13 protein-coding genes and 4 pseudogenes are annotated in these 19225 nt (G+C 64.8%); 12 read left to right on the forward strand and 5 right to left on the reverse strand.

Going from position 1 to position 19225, the window contains the following annotated elements; genetic code table 11:
• Window positions 1–270: pseudogene (locus tag H537_RS43710) on the reverse strand (IS110 family transposase); the annotation flags it as partial.
• A gap of 205 nt (window positions 271–475) precedes the next feature.
• Window positions 476–607 carry a hypothetical protein gene (locus tag H537_RS56290; RefSeq protein ID WP_259375233.1) on the reverse strand — a complete coding sequence of 44 codons (132 nt, stop codon included), beginning with the start codon at window positions 605–607 and terminating at the stop codon, window positions 476–478.
• Between H537_RS56290 and H537_RS43715 the strand changes: the two genes are divergently transcribed.
• From H537_RS43715 to H537_RS0116930, 4 genes and pseudogenes are all read left to right on the forward strand, one after another.
• The gene (locus tag H537_RS43715; RefSeq protein ID WP_238446708.1) at window positions 581–2728 is read left to right on the forward strand and encodes a Tn3 family transposase; all 2148 of its coding nucleotides are present in this window, start codon (window positions 581–583) and stop codon (window positions 2726–2728) included. The two genes, H537_RS56290 and H537_RS43715, sit on opposite strands and share 27 nt — an antisense overlap.
• Window positions 2729–2943: 215 nt before the next feature.
• Window positions 2944–4110: a tyrosine-type recombinase/integrase gene (locus H537_RS0116920; protein WP_028998813.1), complete on the forward strand. Its 1167-nt coding sequence runs from the start codon at window positions 2944–2946 to the stop codon at window positions 4108–4110.
• Between the two features lie 4 nt (window positions 4111–4114).
• Window positions 4115–6193: a tyrosine-type recombinase/integrase gene (locus H537_RS51235; protein ID WP_238446707.1), complete on the forward strand. Its 2079-nt coding sequence runs from the start codon at window positions 4115–4117 to the stop codon at window positions 6191–6193.
• Window positions 6194–6215: 22 nt separating this feature from the next.
• Window positions 6216–6929 (forward strand): annotated as a pseudogene (locus H537_RS0116930) (Tn3 family transposase); the annotation flags it as partial.
• 70 nt (window positions 6930–6999) lie between these two features.
• Here the strand turns inward: H537_RS0116930 and H537_RS53030 are convergent.
• Window positions 7000–7236, reverse strand: coding sequence for a hypothetical protein (locus H537_RS53030; RefSeq protein ID WP_169517025.1), 237 nt, complete (start codon window positions 7234–7236; stop codon window positions 7000–7002).
• 6 nt (window positions 7237–7242) lie between these two features.
• Window positions 7243–8130 carry a LysR family transcriptional regulator gene (locus tag H537_RS0116935; RefSeq protein WP_028998815.1) on the reverse strand — a complete coding sequence of 296 codons (888 nt, stop codon included), beginning with the start codon at window positions 8128–8130 and terminating at the stop codon, window positions 7243–7245.
• A 135-nt stretch (window positions 8131–8265) separates the two neighbouring features.
• Between H537_RS0116935 and H537_RS0116940 the strand changes: the two genes are divergently transcribed.
• The 7 genes and pseudogenes from H537_RS0116940 to H537_RS51240 all read left to right on the forward strand — a co-directional run.
• Window positions 8266–9240: a Bug family tripartite tricarboxylate transporter substrate binding protein gene (locus H537_RS0116940; protein WP_028998816.1), complete on the forward strand. Its 975-nt coding sequence runs from the start codon at window positions 8266–8268 to the stop codon at window positions 9238–9240.
• 34 nt (window positions 9241–9274) lie between these two features.
• On the forward strand, window positions 9275–10639 hold the full coding sequence (locus H537_RS0116945; protein ID WP_028998817.1) for an FAD-dependent oxidoreductase: 1365 nt from the start codon (window positions 9275–9277) through the stop codon (window positions 10637–10639).
• A 94-nt stretch (window positions 10640–10733) separates the two neighbouring features.
• On the forward strand, window positions 10734–12302 hold the full coding sequence (locus tag H537_RS0116950; protein WP_084150746.1) for a tannase/feruloyl esterase family alpha/beta hydrolase: 1569 nt from the start codon (window positions 10734–10736) through the stop codon (window positions 12300–12302).
• A 129-nt stretch (window positions 12303–12431) separates the two neighbouring features.
• The gene (locus tag H537_RS0116955; RefSeq protein WP_028998819.1) at window positions 12432–14357 is read left to right on the forward strand and encodes an FAD-binding monooxygenase; all 1926 of its coding nucleotides are present in this window, start codon (window positions 12432–12434) and stop codon (window positions 14355–14357) included.
• 204 nt (window positions 14358–14561) lie between these two features.
• Window positions 14562–15962, forward strand: a complete 1401-nt coding sequence (locus tag H537_RS0116960; RefSeq protein ID WP_169517026.1) for a porin — start codon at window positions 14562–14564, stop codon at window positions 15960–15962.
• A 6-nt stretch (window positions 15963–15968) separates the two neighbouring features.
• Window positions 15969–16202: a hypothetical protein gene (locus H537_RS53035; RefSeq protein WP_028998821.1), complete on the forward strand. Its 234-nt coding sequence runs from the start codon at window positions 15969–15971 to the stop codon at window positions 16200–16202.
• Window positions 16199–17077 (forward strand): annotated as a pseudogene (locus tag H537_RS51240) (phage integrase family protein); the annotation flags it as partial. The gene H537_RS53035 and the pseudogene H537_RS51240, both read left to right, overlap by 4 nt.
• Window positions 17078–17139: 62 nt before the next feature.
• On the opposite strand, the gene H537_RS55705 reads toward H537_RS51240, so the two are convergent.
• Window positions 17140–18597, reverse strand: coding sequence for an NRAMP family divalent metal transporter (locus H537_RS55705; RefSeq protein WP_156901783.1), 1458 nt, complete (start codon window positions 18595–18597; stop codon window positions 17140–17142).
• A gap of 401 nt (window positions 18598–18998) precedes the next feature.
• Between H537_RS55705 and H537_RS0116980 the strand changes: the two are divergent.
• Window positions 18999–19225, forward strand: a pseudogene (locus H537_RS0116980) (IS701 family transposase); the annotation flags it as partial.

A 19225-nucleotide genomic window follows, 5' to 3' on the forward strand; every position in this document is an offset into this window, starting at 1 on the left:
GCGGTCGTTCTTGTTGGACTTCACGAACGGAGCCACGTACTGCGGGCTGATCAGCTTGGCTTCAATGCCTTGCGCCTTCAGCCGTCGTGACCAGTGGTGCGCCGAGCCACATGCCTCCATGACGACGAGCTTGGGCTTCAGCGCTGTGATGGCTGCCATCAGGCCGGCGCGGCTGACCTTGGCACGGTGCAGCACTTGACCTTTGCGGTCAGCTCCATGAAGTTGGAATACCTGCTTGGCCAGATCGATTCCAAGGACGTCGACTTCCATGATGAGCCTCCGTACCAAAACTCGAACGCGAGGCGAAAAGTCTCCCCGAAGGGAGGCGTCGGCTCCATCTCAATATTTTGGTGCGCTTTGCGCGGCTGCTGCCGCACCCCCTGAACCCGCTCCCGCGTTGAAGGCGGCCTGACCGCCAAAACGGGCTGCTGCTGCGTAGAGTCAGCGCCCCTTTCGCCGCGTCGACGTGGCCATGTCAGCGTTCGCTCACCGCTTCGTTGGACAGAGCAGCCTGCCCGGCCGGCTCAGCGACTTCGACTGAGAACACTTCTTCGAGCTCTCCAGGGACGACATCAAGGCGCTGCACGAACAGTTCCGCGATGAGCACCGCCTTGCCGCAGCGCTGATGGTGTTGTTCATGCGGGTCGCCGGCCGCACGCTCGACGGCTTCACCGTCATTCCGCGCAACCTGCTGCGCTACGCCGCCGAGGCGGTCGGAGTGCCCGTCGTTTCCATCGCCAGCTTGCGCTCGATCTACAGGCGCCGGCAGACGCTGTCCGCCCACCAGCGCTGGGCCAAGGAGTGCCTGGGGCTGTCGGAGATCACGGCGGCGGACGAGGATGCGCTGACGGCAGCGCTGAAGTTGCAGGCGCAGGAGGCGGCGCACACCGACGACCTGATCGAGGCGGCCAAGCAGTGGCTGTTTGCGCGCTGCATCCTGATCCCGTCATCGTTCCGGCTGCTGGCCTGGGCCCGGGCGGCGTTTTCCCAGGTCGAAGACCAGATCGTGGCCTGCGTGGCAAAAGCCGTCCCAGGCGTCCGGGGCAAGCAGCTGCTCCACGCAGTTCACACCCTACGCCCACCGGGCAACGCCTCGCACCTGGAGTGGCTGAAGACGGCGCCGAAGCGGCACAGCCCCACAACGCTAGCGCAGACGCTGGAGAAGGTGCGTTACCTGACGTCGCTGGGCGCCTACGAGTGGGACCTGTCCGACGTGGTGCTGGCCAGGCAGCAGGCCTACGCGCGCCAGATCCAGGCACGTCGCCCGGTCAAGTCGCGCGAGATCCAAACCCGGCTCCAGCTTGTCGAGATGGTGTGTTTCCTGCGCGTGACGCTGCTGGAGCTCACCGACATGGCGCTGCAGCAGGCCGGCCGGCGCAGCCAGCAGTTGCTGCGCGCGGCGGCCGAGCGTGCCGAGGCCCGACGGGGACACGAGCCCGTGGACCTGTTGAAGCAGGCTCTCCAGCTCAAGGGCGTGCTGCACGACGAGACCAAGGACTGGCAGCAGCGCGTGCTGGAAGCACAGCGTCTTCTCGCTGGCCTGGACACCGGCACCGATGCCGCGCGGTCATTTGCCGCCCGTGTGCGAGTGGCGCTGGCTCAGGACTCGCAGCGCGTGCATGCCTGCCTGGCGGTTCTGGAGAACCTGGACTTCCAAGGCCCGGCCAAGGATGCCGGCTTCACTCAGTGGCAGGCCTGGCGCGAATGGCGACAACGTGGCGCTGAGAACTTGTCTTCCAGCAGCGCGCTGCCTGACGTAGGCCCGGCGTGGAATCCGCTCGTCCATGGCGCCGACCCCAAGGAAGCATGGCAGGCCTTCGAGGCCAGCACGATGATGGCACTGCGCAGGAGCGTGCGCCGCGGCTCAGTGTGGGTAGACCACTCGCTGAGCTTTCGCGAGCGCGACCAGATGCTCATCTCGCCGCAGCAGTGGGCGCAGCACCGCAAGGAGTACATCGCCCAGCTCGGCGTCCCGGAGACCGCCTTCGAGTTCCTGCAGCCGGTGCTGACCACCCTCATCGCCGGCATGTGGGGCGTCGTCGGTGCCTGCCGCCGCGGCCGGGTCGAGGTGGGCAAGGACGGCATGCTGCATCTGAGCGCGCCGGCCGCCGTGTCCAACGACCGGGAACCGGTGCGCACCCGGGATGCCATCTACCGCAGCATCGGCAGCGTGCAGTTTCCCGACGTGATCCTGGAGGTGGATGCCGCGACCAACTTCAGCGACGTGCTGCTGGGACACCGGGCCCGCTCGCAGCAGGAGCTGCTGGCCCTGTACGGCGCGCTGCTGGCCCATGGCACCGAGCTCGATGGCCAGGAGGTCGCGCTCATGATCCCGGGGCTGGAATACGCCCAGATCCTCGCGGCCATGCGCGCCATCGAGTCCAACAAGCGGCTGCGCCGGGCCAACGAGCGGGTCGTCCAGTACCAGAGCGGCATCCCGCTGGCAGCGCTCTGGGGTGACGGCGACAAGGCCTGCGCCGACATGATGGCGCTCGACGCCTCCCGGCAGCTGTGGAACGCGCGCGTTGATCCGCGCCGGCGCACCTACGCCGCCGGCATCTACACCCACTTGCGCGACCGCTGGGGCAGCGTCTACGACCAGCCCATCGTGCTCAACGAGCGCCAGGCAGGCGTCGCCATCGAGGGCGTCGAGCAGTACAACCGCACCGAGGACCGCATCCGGCTCTCGCTGCTGGCGGTAGACACTCACGGCTATGTGATTATCTAGACAGCCCTGCCACGTGTCCCGGGCCGTTCCAGTTCTTCTTACAGGCAGCCCAGCCACGCGGCCCGCATAGTTTTGGTCCTTTTCCAGGTAGCTCGACGCGCAATTTGTGCGCAACGCCGCAGCGCCTAAATTTGGCTCAGCGAGCAGGCCCGCACTTCGGGTATCGGTGGGTCTTGCCCCGGCGTCAGCAGGTTTGCGCCCAAAGGAGAGCAACCATGAGCGTTCGTCACCTCGATCGCAGTGCCACCGCCGCATGTGCCCAACTGCTGGACGCCAAAGGGAATGTCGTTGCCGTGGTGGATGCCTTCTTGCGCCACCTCGCTGCGTGCGATTACTCGCCCAATACGCAGATCGCCTATGCCCATGATCTCGACCATCTGTGGCACTTCTTCGCCGCCAGGCGCTGCGGATGGAAAAGCTTCAAGACGAAGCACGCAATCGAGTTCCTTGAGTATTTGCGCACGACAACCACAAGCAGCTGCGTGCAGCGTCTTGTCCCAGCATCGGTAGTGGTCGATGGCGGAAGGCCCGCTGTGCGCCTTGCCGGATCAACCATCAATCGCATCTTCGCCGCGGTGTCGTCGTTCTACGACTTCGCGATCATGAGCGACGAGTACAAAGGCGACAATCCAATCAGGACGGCGTCCGAGCGAGCGTCACAACGCGTTCCTGACTACCGCCGCATGGTCGCCGATGATGCGCGTCGCTATCCGCCTGTGCACCGGCGCATCGCAGTGAAGACCATACAGCGTCTGCCGCGCCCAATGACCGATGAGCAGGTCGATGCCTTGTTTGCCGCACTACGGTCGAAAAGGGACCGGGCCCTGCTGGGTCTCATGCTCGATGGCGGCTTGCGTCCTGGAGAGGCGCTTGGTCTGCATCTCGATGACGTGAGCTACGGACGACGCCGGGTTGCGATCCGGACCCGCAATGATCACCCCAAGGGCGCTCGCTCGAAGTCACGGTTCGAACGGATGGTTGACCTTCTGGAAGCAAGAACGCTCTTGGCAGTCAGCGACTACGTGATGACGGAGCGTCCTTCGGAAAGTCCGAGTCCATTCGTGTTCCTGGTCGGAGGCAACGGTGCACATCGACTGGAACCCCTGGGGTACCAAGCCCTGGCCAAGCTGTTTGCTCGTGCTTGCGATCGCGCACATATCCGCGTGGCCTGGCTGACCCCACACAGCTTACGGCATACCCATGCGACGCGGATGTGGGATGCCGGCATGCGTGAGTTGACCCTGCAGCGCCGCCTCGGTCATGCCTGCCCGGAATCGACCAGGATGTACACGAGGATCTCGGACCGCGCCGTTGTCGATGACTATCGGCGTGCCATGGGACTGAGAGAGGAACACGGCGCGTCGCTGCCCAATGGGAAGTAGCGCTATGGCTCAGACAGCCCGGCTCAAGACCTCGGAAGCGGATCTTCAGCAACCATCAGGTCTGCATGCTCAACATTGCCCTCAAGAAGAGTATGAAGCGCTCATCGAACAGTTTGGTTTAGCTGACCATGGCTACCAGCGAAAGGTAGCGGCACGCCGCTTCATGTCGAGGTGGCCCGACTTGATGGACTGGATGAAAGCGCCGCTTGCAAGGCGTGCTTCCTTGCGACAGACCAGTGCGCGGCAAGCTCCAGATGCACGGCTGTCTCAGAAGGCCTTGGGATACCTGTTGTACCTTGGCATCCGAGGCTATGCCAGGTTCGACTACCCGTGGCTTCTGGCTGCCAAGCCGCTGTACCTTCCAGAGCTTGCGTGGCGCCTGGATGTTGACTTGGGAATTGATCAGCTCAAGGAAGAGGCCGTACGGCTGGGCTTCAGCGTTATATCGATCGACGTGGTCGTGCGCTGGGCCGTGACCCGCCTTGCACTCCACACGGGCCTTATGGACGCCAGGCGCTTCACGGGAGAGCAGATCGAGGAGTTCAGGATTGCGGTGCGGAGCTTCCTGCAGCGCCCTGACGTGCTTGACCTTGTGCCGTGCTCGCCGGAGAAGTTCGACACGTTCAAAATGGATTGGCCCATGCGCGTCAACCAGTTGGGCTTGCTCCTGTTCCACCGGGGACAGATCGACGCAGAACCGCGCAAGAAGATGGTCAGCATCAAGACCCGTGAGCCCACACCGCCGAAGATGCAGGCCATCGTCGATCGTTGGCTGGCGGTGAGGCGCACCACGGATCGGCCTGACGGGCCGAAACACTTCGACGTGGCGCTCTACCGGTTCATGGTCTGGCTGGGACGCAATCGACCCCAGATCAAGACCTTTGCCAAGGTACGGCGCGACGACGTGTTGGCCTACATCGAGGCGCTGGCGCACCAGCCCACTCCTCGTACAGGACAGCCACTGGCCGCCCTTGGGCGCCGTGCCCACATCACGGCACTGGGGCAGTTCTTCAGCAACACCGCTGCATGGGGCTGGCGAGGTGTGCCGGGGTTCCCGCTGCTGGGGTTTGGTGACTGCCCTCGCATGCCCATGCGCGTGCCCCGCTTCATCCCCACAGACGAGCTCGCGCGCCTCATGGCTGCGGTGGCGCACCTGCAGTGCCCATACCAGCGCACCGCGTTGCTGATCGCTCGGTGGACAGGTGCTCGCAAGGGCGAAATCCAGCGGTTAGCCGTCAACGATCTTGATCAATACCCAGATGGCACCCCGCGGCTTCGGCTTCCACCGGGCAAGACCTATAAGGAGCGGATTGTGCCCTTGCACCATGAAGCCGCCGATGCCCTGAAGGACCTGATTGCGCGGCGCGAAGTGGGTGCGGAGCGGCCACTTCGTGACCAGCTCACGGGCGTACCCACGCGGTACGTCTTCATGGATCATGGCCGGCTTCTCTCATGCGCATACCTGTTCCAGGTGGCGCTTGCCATCGCATGCCGGGAAGCCGGCCTGCTGGACGCTCAAGGCCGTCCTACGATCAGTGCGCACCGCTTCCGCCACACCGTGGGTACCCAGCTGGCTGAGAGAGGTGCCAAGCTGCACACGATCATGAGCGTGCTCGGACATAGCAGCGCCTCGATGTCCATGATCTACGCCCGGATCAGCGACAAGGAAGTACTTCGGGACTACCAGTCCGTGCTGTCTCCAGGTGCCGTCATTGCTGGACCCGGCGCCGATCTCCTGCGTAGCGGAGCCCTGCAAAAGAGCGCTGTCCATTGGCTCAAGTGCAACTTCTTCAAAACCGAGCTGGAGCTGGGACACTGCCTTCGCCTGCCCGAAGAAGGGCCATGCGAGTGTGACCTGTACCTGACCTGCGCCAAGTTCGTGACCACGCCTGCCTACGTTCCCCGGCTGAAGGAACGGCTCAAGCTCGAGAAGGTGCTGGCCAAGGACGCTGTTGACCGCGGGTGGCCGAACGAGCAGCGTCGACATCTCGCAGTCGCTGCGCGGATTGAGCAACTTCTGCGCGATCTTGACACTGAGTCAGCAAGCCGGCGCGGCCGCCGGCCACGGCCTGACAAGCCATGAATAATGAAATTCTTGACTTGTCCACATAAATACCAATATCGGGATGAGCGTCGCCAAGCTCCTGGGGTTCGACCTGTGCCCGCGCCTGCGCGACCTGGCGCAGCGAAGGCTCTACCTGCCCAAGCCTTTCACCATCCCGGAGGAGCTGGACCGCGTCACCGAACGCCGGGTCTCGCTGCGTGCCATCGACCGCGGCTGGGACGGACTGCTGCGCCTGGCAGCGTCCATCCGCACCGGCCGGGTGTCGGCAGCGCTGGCACTGCAGCGCTTTGGCTCCGCGGCGCGTGGCGACCCGGTGCACCGCGCGGCCGACCACTTGGGGCGGCTGCTGCGCAGCGTCTTCCTCTGCGACTACCTGGCCGTGGACGATTTCCGGCGCGAGATCCACATGCTGCTCTCCCGCGGCGAATCGGTGCACCAGCTGCAGCGCGCCGTCTTCAGCGGCAAGGTGGCCCCTGAGCGCGGCCGGCGCCAGGACGAGATGCACACCATCTCCAGCTCGCATGCCTTGTTGACCAACATCGTGCTGGCCTGGAACACGGGCAAGATGAGTGAAACCGTCGAGCGGCTGCGCGGCAGCGGCGTGCGTATCGAGGATGACTGGCTGCGCCGCATGGGACCAGCCCACTTCGGTCACATCAACTTTCGCGGCACCATGCGCTTTGGCATCGAGCGCTTTGCGCAGTCGCTGCTCGACGACCAAAGCGACCCGCCGCGCCAACTGCGGCTGGTCTGAGCCCTGCACGCTACACAACCGTCCTTGCACGCTTCTTATCGCACCGTCAGAAATCATTTTTGGCGAAAGTCTACTGATGGGAGACTGGCGCGCTGACGGCTTGAATAAATTTTTCGATCGTTCCGACTTCTTCAAGAAGCGATTGGAGTGTCCATTCACGTTTCTCAGGCAATCGTATTTGATTCAATTCCGTTGCAATATCGACTAACTCGATTTCAATCGAGCCTCCATCAATATCGATCCGGCTGTCCGGGAGTGGCGAAACACCGGAGTTGTTGTCCGCTGCCATTGCGCGCCGTGGCAGCAAGGACCGCTATGCTTCCAGAAAGAGGTCCGCTACTGTTGACCGCAGCCAACGGTTGGCCGGGTCTTGCTGGAATCGCTCGTGCCAGTGCTGCTTGATGGAGAACGTGGGGAATTCGAAAGGCGGATTCAGCGCCTTGACATTGGCTATGCGCACAAGCATCTGGGCCACCCGTTCCGGCACGGTGGCGATCAGATCCGTATTGGCGAGCAAATTCGCCACCCCGGGTAGCGTGGGTAGCGACAGTGCGACCCGGCGTTGAACGCCCAGCCGCTCAAGCTCACGCTCGACCAGTTCGTGCCCTGTTCCCGCCGCCGTGATGGCAACGTGCTTTTCGCGCTTGAACAGCGTCGCCGTCATGCGCGCCTCGATGCGTGGATGGTCCTTCCGTACCACGCACGCGAAGCTCTGCTCGAAGAGCTTCTGTTGGTAGAAGCCCGCCTCCAGTTCAGGCATGAATCCGACGGCGAGGTCGGATTCGCCGGACTCCATCAACCGCGGTGTAGCCGGTGTGATGCGCAGGATCTCGATGTGGACTGACGGTGCGAGTGTGTTGACCCGGTTGATGAGCGACGGCAAGAACTGCAGGTGGCTGGTGTCCGTCATGCTGATGCGAAACCGCCGCTGCGACGTGGCCGGGTCGAACACCACCTGCTGCTTGGTGGCAAGGCGCAGCAACTCCAGGGCTTGCCGCAGCGGCTGCACCAGTTCGGCGGCATGCGGCGTGGGAACCATGCCGTCCGACGTTCGTACGAACAGCGGGTCATTGAACTGGCGCCGCAATCGACCGAGCGCCAAGCTTACCGAGGTCTGCGGGATTCCGAGGTTCTCGCCGGCGCGCGACACGCTGCGGGTCTTGTAGACCTCGTCGAAGACTGCAAGCAGCTTCATGTCCATTATTCAGATTCCTGCTGAAAGGTATGGCGCCCATTGCATGGACTAAATGATTGTCGCTCCCTAATCTTCTTGCAACGGTGAGGCAACAGCACCGCAGCCCTCATTCATTCAAAGCAAGCTGGAAGAGACATCGCCATGCAACGACGAGGATTCGCTCAGTGGATTGTGTGCGCCGCGCTGGTTGGCGCAGCCGCCGTGACGTACGCCCAGGACTGGCCCAAGGGACCGGTTCACGTGGTCGTGCCGTTTGCCGCCGGATCGACGCCCGATCTGGTGGCGCGGGTCATCTCGGAGCGGCTGGGCGCCCGGCTGGGCACGACCATGATCGTGGACAACAAGGCCGGCGCGGCCGGCAACCTGGGCACCGCCGCAGTAGCCAAGGCAGCAGCAGATGGGCAGACCATTGGCGTGAGCATCGCAGGTCCGCTGGCCGTGAACTCCCTGCTGTTCAAGAAGATGCCCTATGACCCGGCGCGCGACTTGGAGCTGGTGACCATCGCTGCCACGCAGCCCGCGGTGCTGGTCGTCTCCAGCAAGCTGGCGACCAACAGCACGAGCGACCTCCTGGCGCTGTTGAAGAAGAACCCTGGCAAGTACAGCTTTTCTTCCATGGGCGCCGGCACGGTTTCGCACCTGGCGATGGCGGCGTTGTCGTCGCGCACCGGCGCTGATCTTGTCCATGTGCCCTATGGAGGCTCGGGCGCTGCGGTCACCGCGGTCATCTCGGGCGAAGTCGACCTGGCGATCCTGCCGGCTGCCGCCGTGATGCCTCACATCAAGGCGGGAAAGATCAAGGGCCTGGCCGTAGCGTCCGCGAAGCGGTCGCCATCGTTGCCGGAGATGCCCACGCTGGTGGAAGCCGGGGTGCAGGACATCCAGGCCGATGCCTGGATCGGCTTCGTCGTGCCCGCCAAGACGCCACCGGCAGTGGTGAAGCGGCTGCATGACGAACTGGTTCAGATCCTGGCCGAGCCGTCCGTGAAGGACAAGCTGCGCCTGCAGTACATGGACCCGGTGGCGAACTCGCCTGCGGAGTTCCGCAGCGTTCTCGCGGCCGACGTGGCGCGCTGGAAGCCCGTGATCCAGCAACACAACATCACCCTGGACTGAAGGCGCGGAGAAGCACATGAGCAACGATCAATCCATCCGTGTAACCGAACCAGCGCGAGAGGTGCCGCTGTACGGCCAGTTCGACGTCGTGGTGCTGGGCGGCGGGCCGGCCGGCATCGCCGCGGCTGCGGCAGCCGCACGCAACGGCGCCAAGGTGCTGCTGGCCGAGCGCTACGGTTTCCTGGGCGGCATGGGCACCGCAGCGGGTGTGACGAACTTCTGCGGCCTGCATGCCAACGTGTACGGCAACATCAGGCAGGTCGTGCACGGCATCGCTGACGATCTGCTCGATCGCATGCGTGGGCTGGACGGCCTCAACGAGCCCCATCTCGTGCTCGGGAAGACCCATGCCCAGGCCTACGACATGTCGGCGTTCAAGTGCGCCGCCGACGCGCTGCTGGCAGCCGACGGCGTCGAGCTGCTGTTCCATGCGTTTGCCGCCGGTGTGATCAAGACACCCGAAGGCCGCATCGATACCCTGCTGCTGGAGACCAAATCGGGTCGTGTCGCCGTTCGCGGAAGCTGCTTCATCGACTGTTCCGGCGACGCCGACATCGCCCACTGGGCGGGCGTTCCCACGGAGAAGGGCGACGAGCAGGGCCACATGCTCTACCCGACGCTGATGTTCCGTGTCGGCAACGTCGATGCACACAAGGCCGGCGAGGCATGGAAGACCATCCCGAAGCTGATGGACGACGTCGAGGCTGCGGGGGAGTTCGCGTTCCCGCGTCGTGGCGCCGTGGTGCGCCCGCAGAAGCACGTCTATGAGTGGCGGGTCAACGTGACCCAGCTCAAGAACCAGGACGGCTCGGCCACCGATGGGACCGATGCGCGGTCCCTGAGCGAAGGGGAGCTGGAGGGGCGGCGCCAGATCGTCGACTACCTGCGCTTCCTGCGCGCCAAGGTGCCCGGCTTCGACAAGGCGTACGCACTGGACATCGCGCCGCAGCTTGGCATCCGCGAAACCCGCCGCCTGGTCGGCGAATACATGCTCACCGGAGACGACGTGCTGCAGTGTGTCGACTTCGACGACAGCATCGGTGTCAACGGCTGGCCGCTGGAAAAGCATGTGGCTGGCGACGTGCAGTGGATCTGGCCTGCGATCCCCGAGTCCCGTGGCTACAACGAACTGCCCTATCGCATGTTGCTGCCGCGGCGCTCCACCGCCGGCGGTGTCGAGAACCTGCTGGTTGCAGGCCGCTGCGCGTCGATGACCCACGACGGCCAATCTGCAGCACGGGTGACTGGCGCCTGCTTCGTGATGGGCCAGGCCGCCGGTACCGCGGCCGCACTCGCACTTTCCGGCAACAAGTCGGTTCATGACGTTGACCGGCAGGAACTGCAACGCCGATTGCTCGATCAGGGCGTGTTCCTCGGCAGGAAGTCCGGGGACGTGTGACCAGCCCCCTCAGGGGCATGCGCGAGATAACAAACGTGACTGGGGCCACCGTCCCGGTAGGCCTTGAGCCACGGCCATCACAAGGAGACAGATCATGATCGAATCAAGGCATTGGCTTGCCGCAGGCATTGCGCTTCCACTCATGGCGGCGTGCGGCGGAAGTGGGGATCCCGAAGTTCCTGCGCCCACACCGAAGCTGGTCGCTTCCAACCCGGAGCAGGCGTGCCAGAAGCTTGCGTCGAGCTTCCAACTGCAAGGCACCACGGTCGATGCAGCGACGTACGTCGCTGCAGGCTTCGTGCCGCCCGGGTCGGCAACCCCGGTTGCTCAGCCTTTCTGCCGGGTACAGCTCACGTCCCGGCCGTCGGCGGACTCGGACATCAAGTCCGAGATCTGGATGCCGGCGCTCTCGGCCTGGAATGGCCGTTTCCTGGCTGTGGGTGGCGGGGGCAATTCGGGAGCCATCCAGTACAGCGCAATGAGCAACGGGCTGTCCAGCGGGTACGCCACCCTCTCGACCGACAATGGCCATCAAGGCAACGATCAGATCTTTGCGGTCGGCCATCCGGAAAAGGTCATCGACTTCGGGCATCGGGCGCAGGCCGTGACAGCAGTTGGCGGCAAGGCGCTGACACAGGCCTTCTACGAGGAGGCGCCCAGGAAGTCGTACTGGCTCGGGTGCTCGCAAGGTGGTGGCAAGGGAATGATGCAGTCCCAGCGCTACCCCGAGAACTTCGACGGAATCGTTGCAGGTTCGCCGGTATTCGATTGGGTCGGCAGCCAGTTTGCTCCAGCATGGGTTGCCGTGAAGGGCATGCGCGACCCCAGCCTGCTTGTTCCAAGGGCCAAGCTTCCCGCCATTCACAGCGCCGTGCTGGCTGCCTGCGACGCCAAGGACGGATTGACGGACGGGCTCATCCAGCAGCCCGAGCGCTGCAATTTCGATCCGGCAACCATGGCATGTCCGGCGGGAACCGACAGCGCCTCGTGTCTCACCCCGGGCCAGGTGGCATCCATGCAGCGTTACTACGCCCCGGTGACGAGGCCGGACGGGCGGCCGATCTACGCCGCCTACCCGCCCGGTTCCGAAGGAAACTCCGCCTGGCTTGGAGCGACCGCGCCCAATGGCAACTGGGGTGGCTTCTGGCCCAACGTGGTCTACGAGAACCCTGCCTACAGCATCGTGGCGAGCTTGAACGTGGACACGGACGCGGACTACAACTTCGCCAAGGCCAAGTTGAGCGCGCACTACGATGCCGTCAGCACGGATCTCAGCAGTTACAGGGCGCGGGGTGGCAAGCTGCTCATCTGGCATGGCTACAACGACGCCGCGGTTTCCGCATACCACACGCGCGACTACGTCGACGCCGTGACAGCAAGGTTTGGCACCAGCCAGACGTCCGAGTTTCTGCGCACGTACTTCGCGCCCGGCGTGAATCACTGTGGTGGTGGTGATGGCCCGGAGCCGGACCAGATGAACCTGCTTGCGACGATGGTCGACTGGGTCGAGAAGGGCATTGCGCCGACGTCGATACTGGCCAGCCATCGAACGAGCGGCGCCGTGGACCGCACGATGCCCCTTTGCGCGTATCCGCAGGTCGCCCGCTACAAGGGTACCGGAGAGGTGAGAGACGCCGCCAACTGGGCCTGCGGCGCACCGTAAGCAAGTCGACGTGGCGCTGCTGTAAGCCCAATGCGGGCGAGGCTTGTTCCAGGTTCAGGTGAACTGTCCTTGGCCTTGGATGAGTCCAGCAGCAGCAATGTGAGACTCCCATCGTGAAAAGAGAGCGACATGCAGTTTTATCTGAACGGCTACAGCCCCGGCGACCCTGACATTCTTGGTGCTGCCCATGAGGCCGAGAACCGATCCGCCGGGCTCCCGGACGCCGTTGATGTCCTGATAGTGGGCAGCGGCCCGGCCGGAACGGTACTGGCCGCGCAACTCTCTATGTTCCCTGGCATCACGACCCGGCTCGTTGAGCGCCGCAACGGCCCGCTGCAGCTTGGCCAAGCGGACGGCGTTGCCTGTCGCACGGTGGAGATGTTCGAAGCCTTTGGGCTGAGTGCAAAGCTCCTGCGCGAGGCTTACTGGGTCAACGAGACCGTCTTCTGGCGCCCGTCGCTGCAGGACCACTCCCGCATTGTGCGCACCGGCCGCGTCCAGGACACCGAGGACGGGTTGTCGGAATTCCCGCACGTTATCGTCAACCAGGCGCGCATGCAGGAATACCTGCTCGACTACATGCGCAAGTCGCCAACCCGACTGGAGCCCGACTACGGCCTGGAGTTCGTCAGCCTGGAAGTCGACGCCGAAGGCGAGCATCCCGTCCGGGTGACGCTGCGCGACGTCAGCAGCGGCGCGAGCGTCTCAGTGCGCGCTAAGTACGTCGTCGGCTGCGACGGCGCCCGCAGCTTGGTGCGCGAGTCGATCGGTGCGCAGCCGCAAGGCGACTTCGCCAACCACGCCTGGGGCGTGGTGGACATGCTGGCCGTTACCGACTTCCCCGACATCCGGCTCAAGGCCGCGATCCAGTCCGCGGACGAAGGCAACATCCTCCTCATCCCACGCGAGGGCGGCTATCTGGTGCGGCTGTACGTGGACCTTGGCGAGATCGATCCCAACAACCGCGAAGCCTTCCGCGAAATCACCCAGGAAACGGTCATCGCGACCGCACAGCGGGTGCTGCGCCCGTACACGCTGGAGGTGAAGGACGTGGCGTGGTTTTCCGTGTATCAGGTCGGCCAGCGCGTCACGGACCGCTTCGACGACGTCCCGGACGAGCAGGCCACCTCCCGGCTGCCGCGCGTCTTCATCGCCGGCGACGCCTGTCACACGCACAGCGCAAAGGCTGGCCAGGGCATGAACGTGTCGATGCAGGATGCGTTCAACCTCGGCTGGAAACTCGTTTCCGTGCTCGAAGGCCGCGCTGGGCCGCAACTGCTGTGCACCTACAGCAAGGAGCGCCACGCCATCGCCCAGGGCCTCATCGACTTCGACAGGCAGTGGTCGAAGATCATGGCCTCGCCGCCCAAGAACCCGGACCATCCAGAGCTCGGCGGCGTGGATCCGGCTGAACTCCAGGCGTACTTCGTCAGGTCGGGGCGCTATACGGCTGGCGTGGCGACGCACTATCCGCCCGTCACGGCGCTTACTGCGCAGCCTACCCACCAAGGGCTCGCCACGGGATTCAGCATCGGCATGCGCTTTCACTCTGCCCCGGTTGTGCGCCTGGCCGATGCCAAGCCGATGCAGCTCGGTCACGTGGCCCGGGCGGACGCCGCGTGGCGGATCTACGCCTTTGCGGACGCAAGCACAGAGCAGCTGCGCTTGCTTGCGCGCTTCCTCGACGAGTCACCCAAGTCGCCGATCCGCCGCCACACCCCGGTTGGCGCCGATATCGACAGCGTCATCGACCTGCGCGCGGTGTTCCAGCAGGGACACCTCGACCTCAAGCTGGACGAGCTAGAGCCCCTGCTGCTGCCGCGCAAGGGCCGGTTCGGGCTGATTGACTACGAAAAGGCCTTTTGTCCAGACATCAAGAACGGTCCGGACATCTTTGTCCTGCGCGGGATTAATCGCGCAAGAGGCGCGATGGTCGTCGTCCGCCCCGACCAATACGTCGCCAACGTGCTCCCACTGGACGCGCACGACGAACTCGCCGCCTTTTTCGCGGCGTTCCTGCTCGATCGTCGCGATCCCGGCCGCCCGCTGTCGTGAACTTGCGGCACACGCACTACGACCGATCGAATCGGCTGCCGCAAGGACACTGCCTGCCCTTCAAGGAGATTGACGCCCTCTGGACGGTGGCACCGGGCGGCTCTGAGCCATCGTATGTCAATGCTGACGTAAATCGAGACTCAGTTCAAAGCTGAAAGAACGCTCACCAAGCCCTTGGTAGGAAGGCCGCTGCGGTTCGATGTTGTGGGCGCCGTGCACGGTTCGGTCCGCAAGCGGGCCTTCTACCAGCTCCGGCCAGCCGCCCGCCGTTTCACCGGCTGGAGCGAATTGGTGCTGGCCAGGCCCAGGGCACCGGCTACCCCGTTTCTGCAGCACGTTGCACCAGCCCACGCCTTACAGGGCGAGGTAGGGATCGTTGTTGCCAGCTTCCTGCCTTCAAGGCGCTGGCGCGCTTGGCCCGCCGCGACGTGTCCGTTGCTAGCCCAGTTCCTGGAGAGATTCCAGGCAACCAATCATTTACTTCAGGAGACAACGGTGAAAAAAGCCTGCATCACCGCCGCCGTACTCGCGGCCTGTCTGGGCCATGCCCATGCACAGTCCAACGTGACCCTGTACGGCATTGCCGACGCCTACGTCGAGTCCAGTCGGCTTACCGGCCGCGGGGCGATCACGAAGGTGTCCAATGGCGGCATGCAGCCGTCGCGCTGGGGCATCAGGGCCATCGAGGACTTGGGAGACGGCGTCAAGGCTACGGTCGCGCTAGAGAGCGGCTTTGCACTCGACAGCGGAACTTCGCTGCAGGGCGGGCGGCTCTTCGGCCGTCAAGCCTACGTGTCGCTCTCCTCGCCAAGGGCTGGCGAGGTCCGACTGGGACGCCAGTACGCGCCGATCCACTACTCGATGGCGGCCAGCGACGTGGACGCCTTCTCCGCCTTCTCGCCCGTCTTCGAGATGTACCTGTTCAACGGTGATCAGAGCCGACAGGACAACCAGGTGAGCTACTGGACGCCGCGCATTGGCGGCTTCTCGGCGGCAGTGGCTGCCGCGGCGGGCGAGAACACCGCAGTCACCAACGGTGCTGCCACGCCGTGGGTGAGCACAGGCACCCAGCAGCGCAATGTGGGCGCGTTGTTGCGCTACCAGGTCGACAAGCTCGACGCCAGCGTGGCCTATCACCAGGGAGGGCAGAAAACGGCTGCAGGTGACGTGGACCAGCGTGCCTACAACGTCGGCGCAAGCTACGGCTTCAGTGCCTTCCGGCTTGCCGGCAACTACTGGGAACACCGCAACGAGCTCGCCAGCGGCGCCACCGCCAAGACGCGAGGCTTGGCACTCGGCGTGAAGGTGCCGGCGGGAGCGTGGAGCTTCCTGGCGCAGGTAGGCCGCGTAGAGGACAACGGCGTGGCCTACCTCACTGGTGCTGCCAAGGCGGATGGCAAGACGACGTATTTCAACGTCGGCACCAACTACGCGTTGTCCAAGCGTACCGATGTCTACCTGCGCTACGCCCACATCAAGGACGACAACGGTGGCTACAACGGGCGCGGAACGGCGGCGCTATTCGGCATCTTCGGATCTGGCAACACGCTGCCTGTGGGCGGCTCGGCCAGCAGCCTGGGCGTAGGCGTGCGCCATGTGTTTTGAAAAAGCATGCTGGGGGCCGCGTACCGCATCGTCAAAGCCAAGTGGCGCGGGTCACAAGTTCGCGTACTGCTTGAACGGCGGACCCTGACCTGGAGCGGTCGTGGAGTCCAGCTGCTGCGCATGGAGGGCTCCGTGTACATCGGCGCCACCGCGCACGTGTTGGACCGGCTGCAGGTGCTGCGCGACCGGCCTGCCCCGCAGACACACCTGCTGATCATGGCCAATAGCATGCTCAGGTGAGCAAACTTGCACCGCGTAAAACGCTCGGCACCCCGGCCGGGCCGGACGAGCTGCCCGACGCCGCGGCTCTTGCGGCGCTGCGCGCCTGGCATGAGGGCCTGCCGGCACGCGCGGCGGTCGAGCAGTACCTGCCCAAGGCGCTGCAGGACGGCTCGTCAACGCGCGGCGTGCTCGGGGGCATCCGTCGCCGGCTGCAGCGCCTGGCACGCGCGCGCCACCGGGCAGACCTGGAGCAGACCTTCGCCGTGGAGCACCGCGGCGACGCCGCCCACGCCCGCGCCGTGGCCCAGGCCATAGAGACGCTGCGCACCCTGCCCCCGCCGCAGCCGCTCATCGCCGATCGGGTGGACGCCTGGTTGCCCGCGCGCACCGCCGCCGCGCTGCAGGCCGCAGGCATCGACACGCTGGCCGCGCTGACGGTGCGCGTGCCGCGCCGCCGGCGCTGGTGGACGGCCGTGCCGGGGCTGAGCGCCACCGGCGCGCGCCAGGTGGAAGCCTTCTTCGCCACGCACCCCGAGCTCACCGAGCGCGCCCGCGCGCTGGTGGCGGCGCCACCCGCGGATGTGCAGCCGTGGGAACGCATCGCGCTGCCGCAGGACCTCGACGGCTCGCAGGGGCGCTTCCGTGCCCCGCGCGAGAGCTGTGCGCTCGACGCGCGCGACGACTACGCCGCCGTGCAGGCCTGGTTGCAGCGCCACGAGTCCGAGGCCACGCGGCGCGCGTACCGCAAGGAGGCCGAGCGGCTGATCCTGTGGGCGGTGCTGGAGCGCGGCAAGGCGCTGTCGTCGCTGGCCACCGAGGATGCCACCGCCTACCGCGCCTTCCTGCGCCGGCCCACGCCTGTGGCGCGCTGGATCGGGCCGCCGCACCCGCGCCACTCGCACTACAGGCAGCCAGCTCGTCCTGTTCTCGGGCGGCATGGCCAGCTCAGCCCAAGTCAGCCCGTGAACAACATCAGCGCCACGGCAACAGCCATCACGCTGGTGGCTACCCAGCCCAGCAGACGGTGGCGCAGGGTCATCGTGAGCTCGCCCATGAGGCGGGGCGACTGCCCGATCCACATCATCACCACCATGATCGGCACCGAGATCACGCCGTTGATGATGGCGCTCCACACCAGGGCCCGGATGGGATCCAGCTCGTACACGCTCATGAGCGTGCCGATGCCTGTGGCCGCGACGATGATTGCGTAGAAGCCCCGGGCCTTGCGGAAGCCGTTGGAGAAGCCGGCTTTCCAGCCGAAGACCTCGCTCACCGCGTAGGCCGCTGAGCCCGCCAGCACCGGCACGGCCAGCAGCCCGGTGCCGATGATGCCCAGCGCGAACACGGCAAAGGCGAAGTCGCCCGCCACCGGCCGCAGCGCCTCGGCTGCCTGCGCGGCCGACTGGATGCCCACGCCACCGTGCCCGCTGAGCGTGACCGCGGTAGACACCACCACGCACAGCGCGATGGCGTTGGAGAACAGCATGCCGACGTAGGTGTCCTGCTTGATGCGCTGCAGGTGCTCGGCCGCGTAGGCCGGGTGGCCGCGCAGGCTCGCGGCCTCGGGGCGGCGGTGGTTGTCCTCCACCTCCTGCGAGGCCTGCCAGAAGAAGAGGTAAGGACTGATGGTGGTGCCCAGCACCGCCACCACCATGCTGGCGTAGCCGCCGGCGCTGATGCCCTCGGGCACGTAGGCCCAGGGTTGCAGCGACGCGGCCAGTGCCTGGCGCCACGGCACCTGCACCGACAGCACCACCGCGACGTAGGCAAACAGCGCCATCGTGAGCCACTTGAGCACGCGCACCGTGCGCTCGTAGGTGAAGCACAACTGGCCCAGCAGGCACAGCGCGCCGAAGCCCAGCACGTACACCATGCGGGTACCGCCGGCGATAAGCCGCACGGCTTCGGCCATGGCGCCGATGTCAGCGGCGATGTTGATGGTGTTGGCCGCCACCAGCAGGCCGATCAGCCCCAGCGTGAGCCAGCGCGGACACATCCGCGCCATGTTGGCGGCCAACCCTTCACCTGTGACCCAGCCGATGCGCGCGGACAGCATCTGGATGCCGATCATCAGCGGCGTGGTCAGCAGCAGCGTCCACACCAGGGCGAAGCCGAACTGCGCGCCGGCCTGGGAGTAGGTGGCGATGCCGCTCGGATCGTCGTCCGCCGCACCGGTGATCAGGCCAGGGCCCAGCCGCTGGGCCAGGCCGCTGCGGCGCTTGTCGTTCATTTGGCGCTCCCCATGCCACGCGCATGCAACGAGGCGCGCCGGCGTGCCCGGCCGCGCCGCTACCCAGCGCCATGCTGCGTGCGCAGGCAGCACGTTGAGCATGGTTCGGGGGCAGACCATGTCGCTGCTCTCGGCCGGCGGTGGCTGGCTGACTCGGATGGTGGCCAGGACGGGAGCAGCCATTGCAGATCGTTGTCCTGCGGGAACTCCTTATCAGAAAGCTGCCCGTGGATTGGGGCTTAAAATCTAAGGGCAATTTAGCTCGTCAAAATCGTCCAACAGCCAAAGTCCCCCGATTTTCTTGATGCCACAACGCATATAAAATTTGCGTCGTCATGGCGAACTGCTCAGCGTTTCTTGACAGACGTTCTTGCCAAGCCACTGCCCTCTTTCAATAAATTGAATAATGCGCCCGTTGTTTACAAGAAGTCCGTCGGTGTGGTGTCCCGTGTACTCTCCATTGGATTTTTTAAATAGGACTTACGCAAAAGTTTGATAGAAAATCATAGAAATCCCATGAATTAATTTCAACTTGAACTTCTTGAAAGCATAGATCATAGTTTTGTCTTTCACTAGGCGGCGACATGAATCCATCCCGCGTGGACTACTGTCAGTTCCTGTTATCGAGTCAGGTCAACTTCACCTTGACGCACTATGCCGAGCATCATGCCCACTTCAGCCATGACGCCCTCAATCGGTATTTGAACGGCGAGCGCATCACATCACGCATCATTTGGGAAAACATTCGGCCGCACGTGATTCCCAGCGCTCATGGCTATCTGATTTTTGACGATACCGTACTCGACAAGTC

Origin of the sequence: Azohydromonas australica DSM 1124, assembly GCF_000430725.1 — a bacterium.
GTDB classification, from domain to species: domain Bacteria; phylum Pseudomonadota; class Gammaproteobacteria; order Burkholderiales; family Burkholderiaceae_C; genus Azohydromonas; species Azohydromonas australica.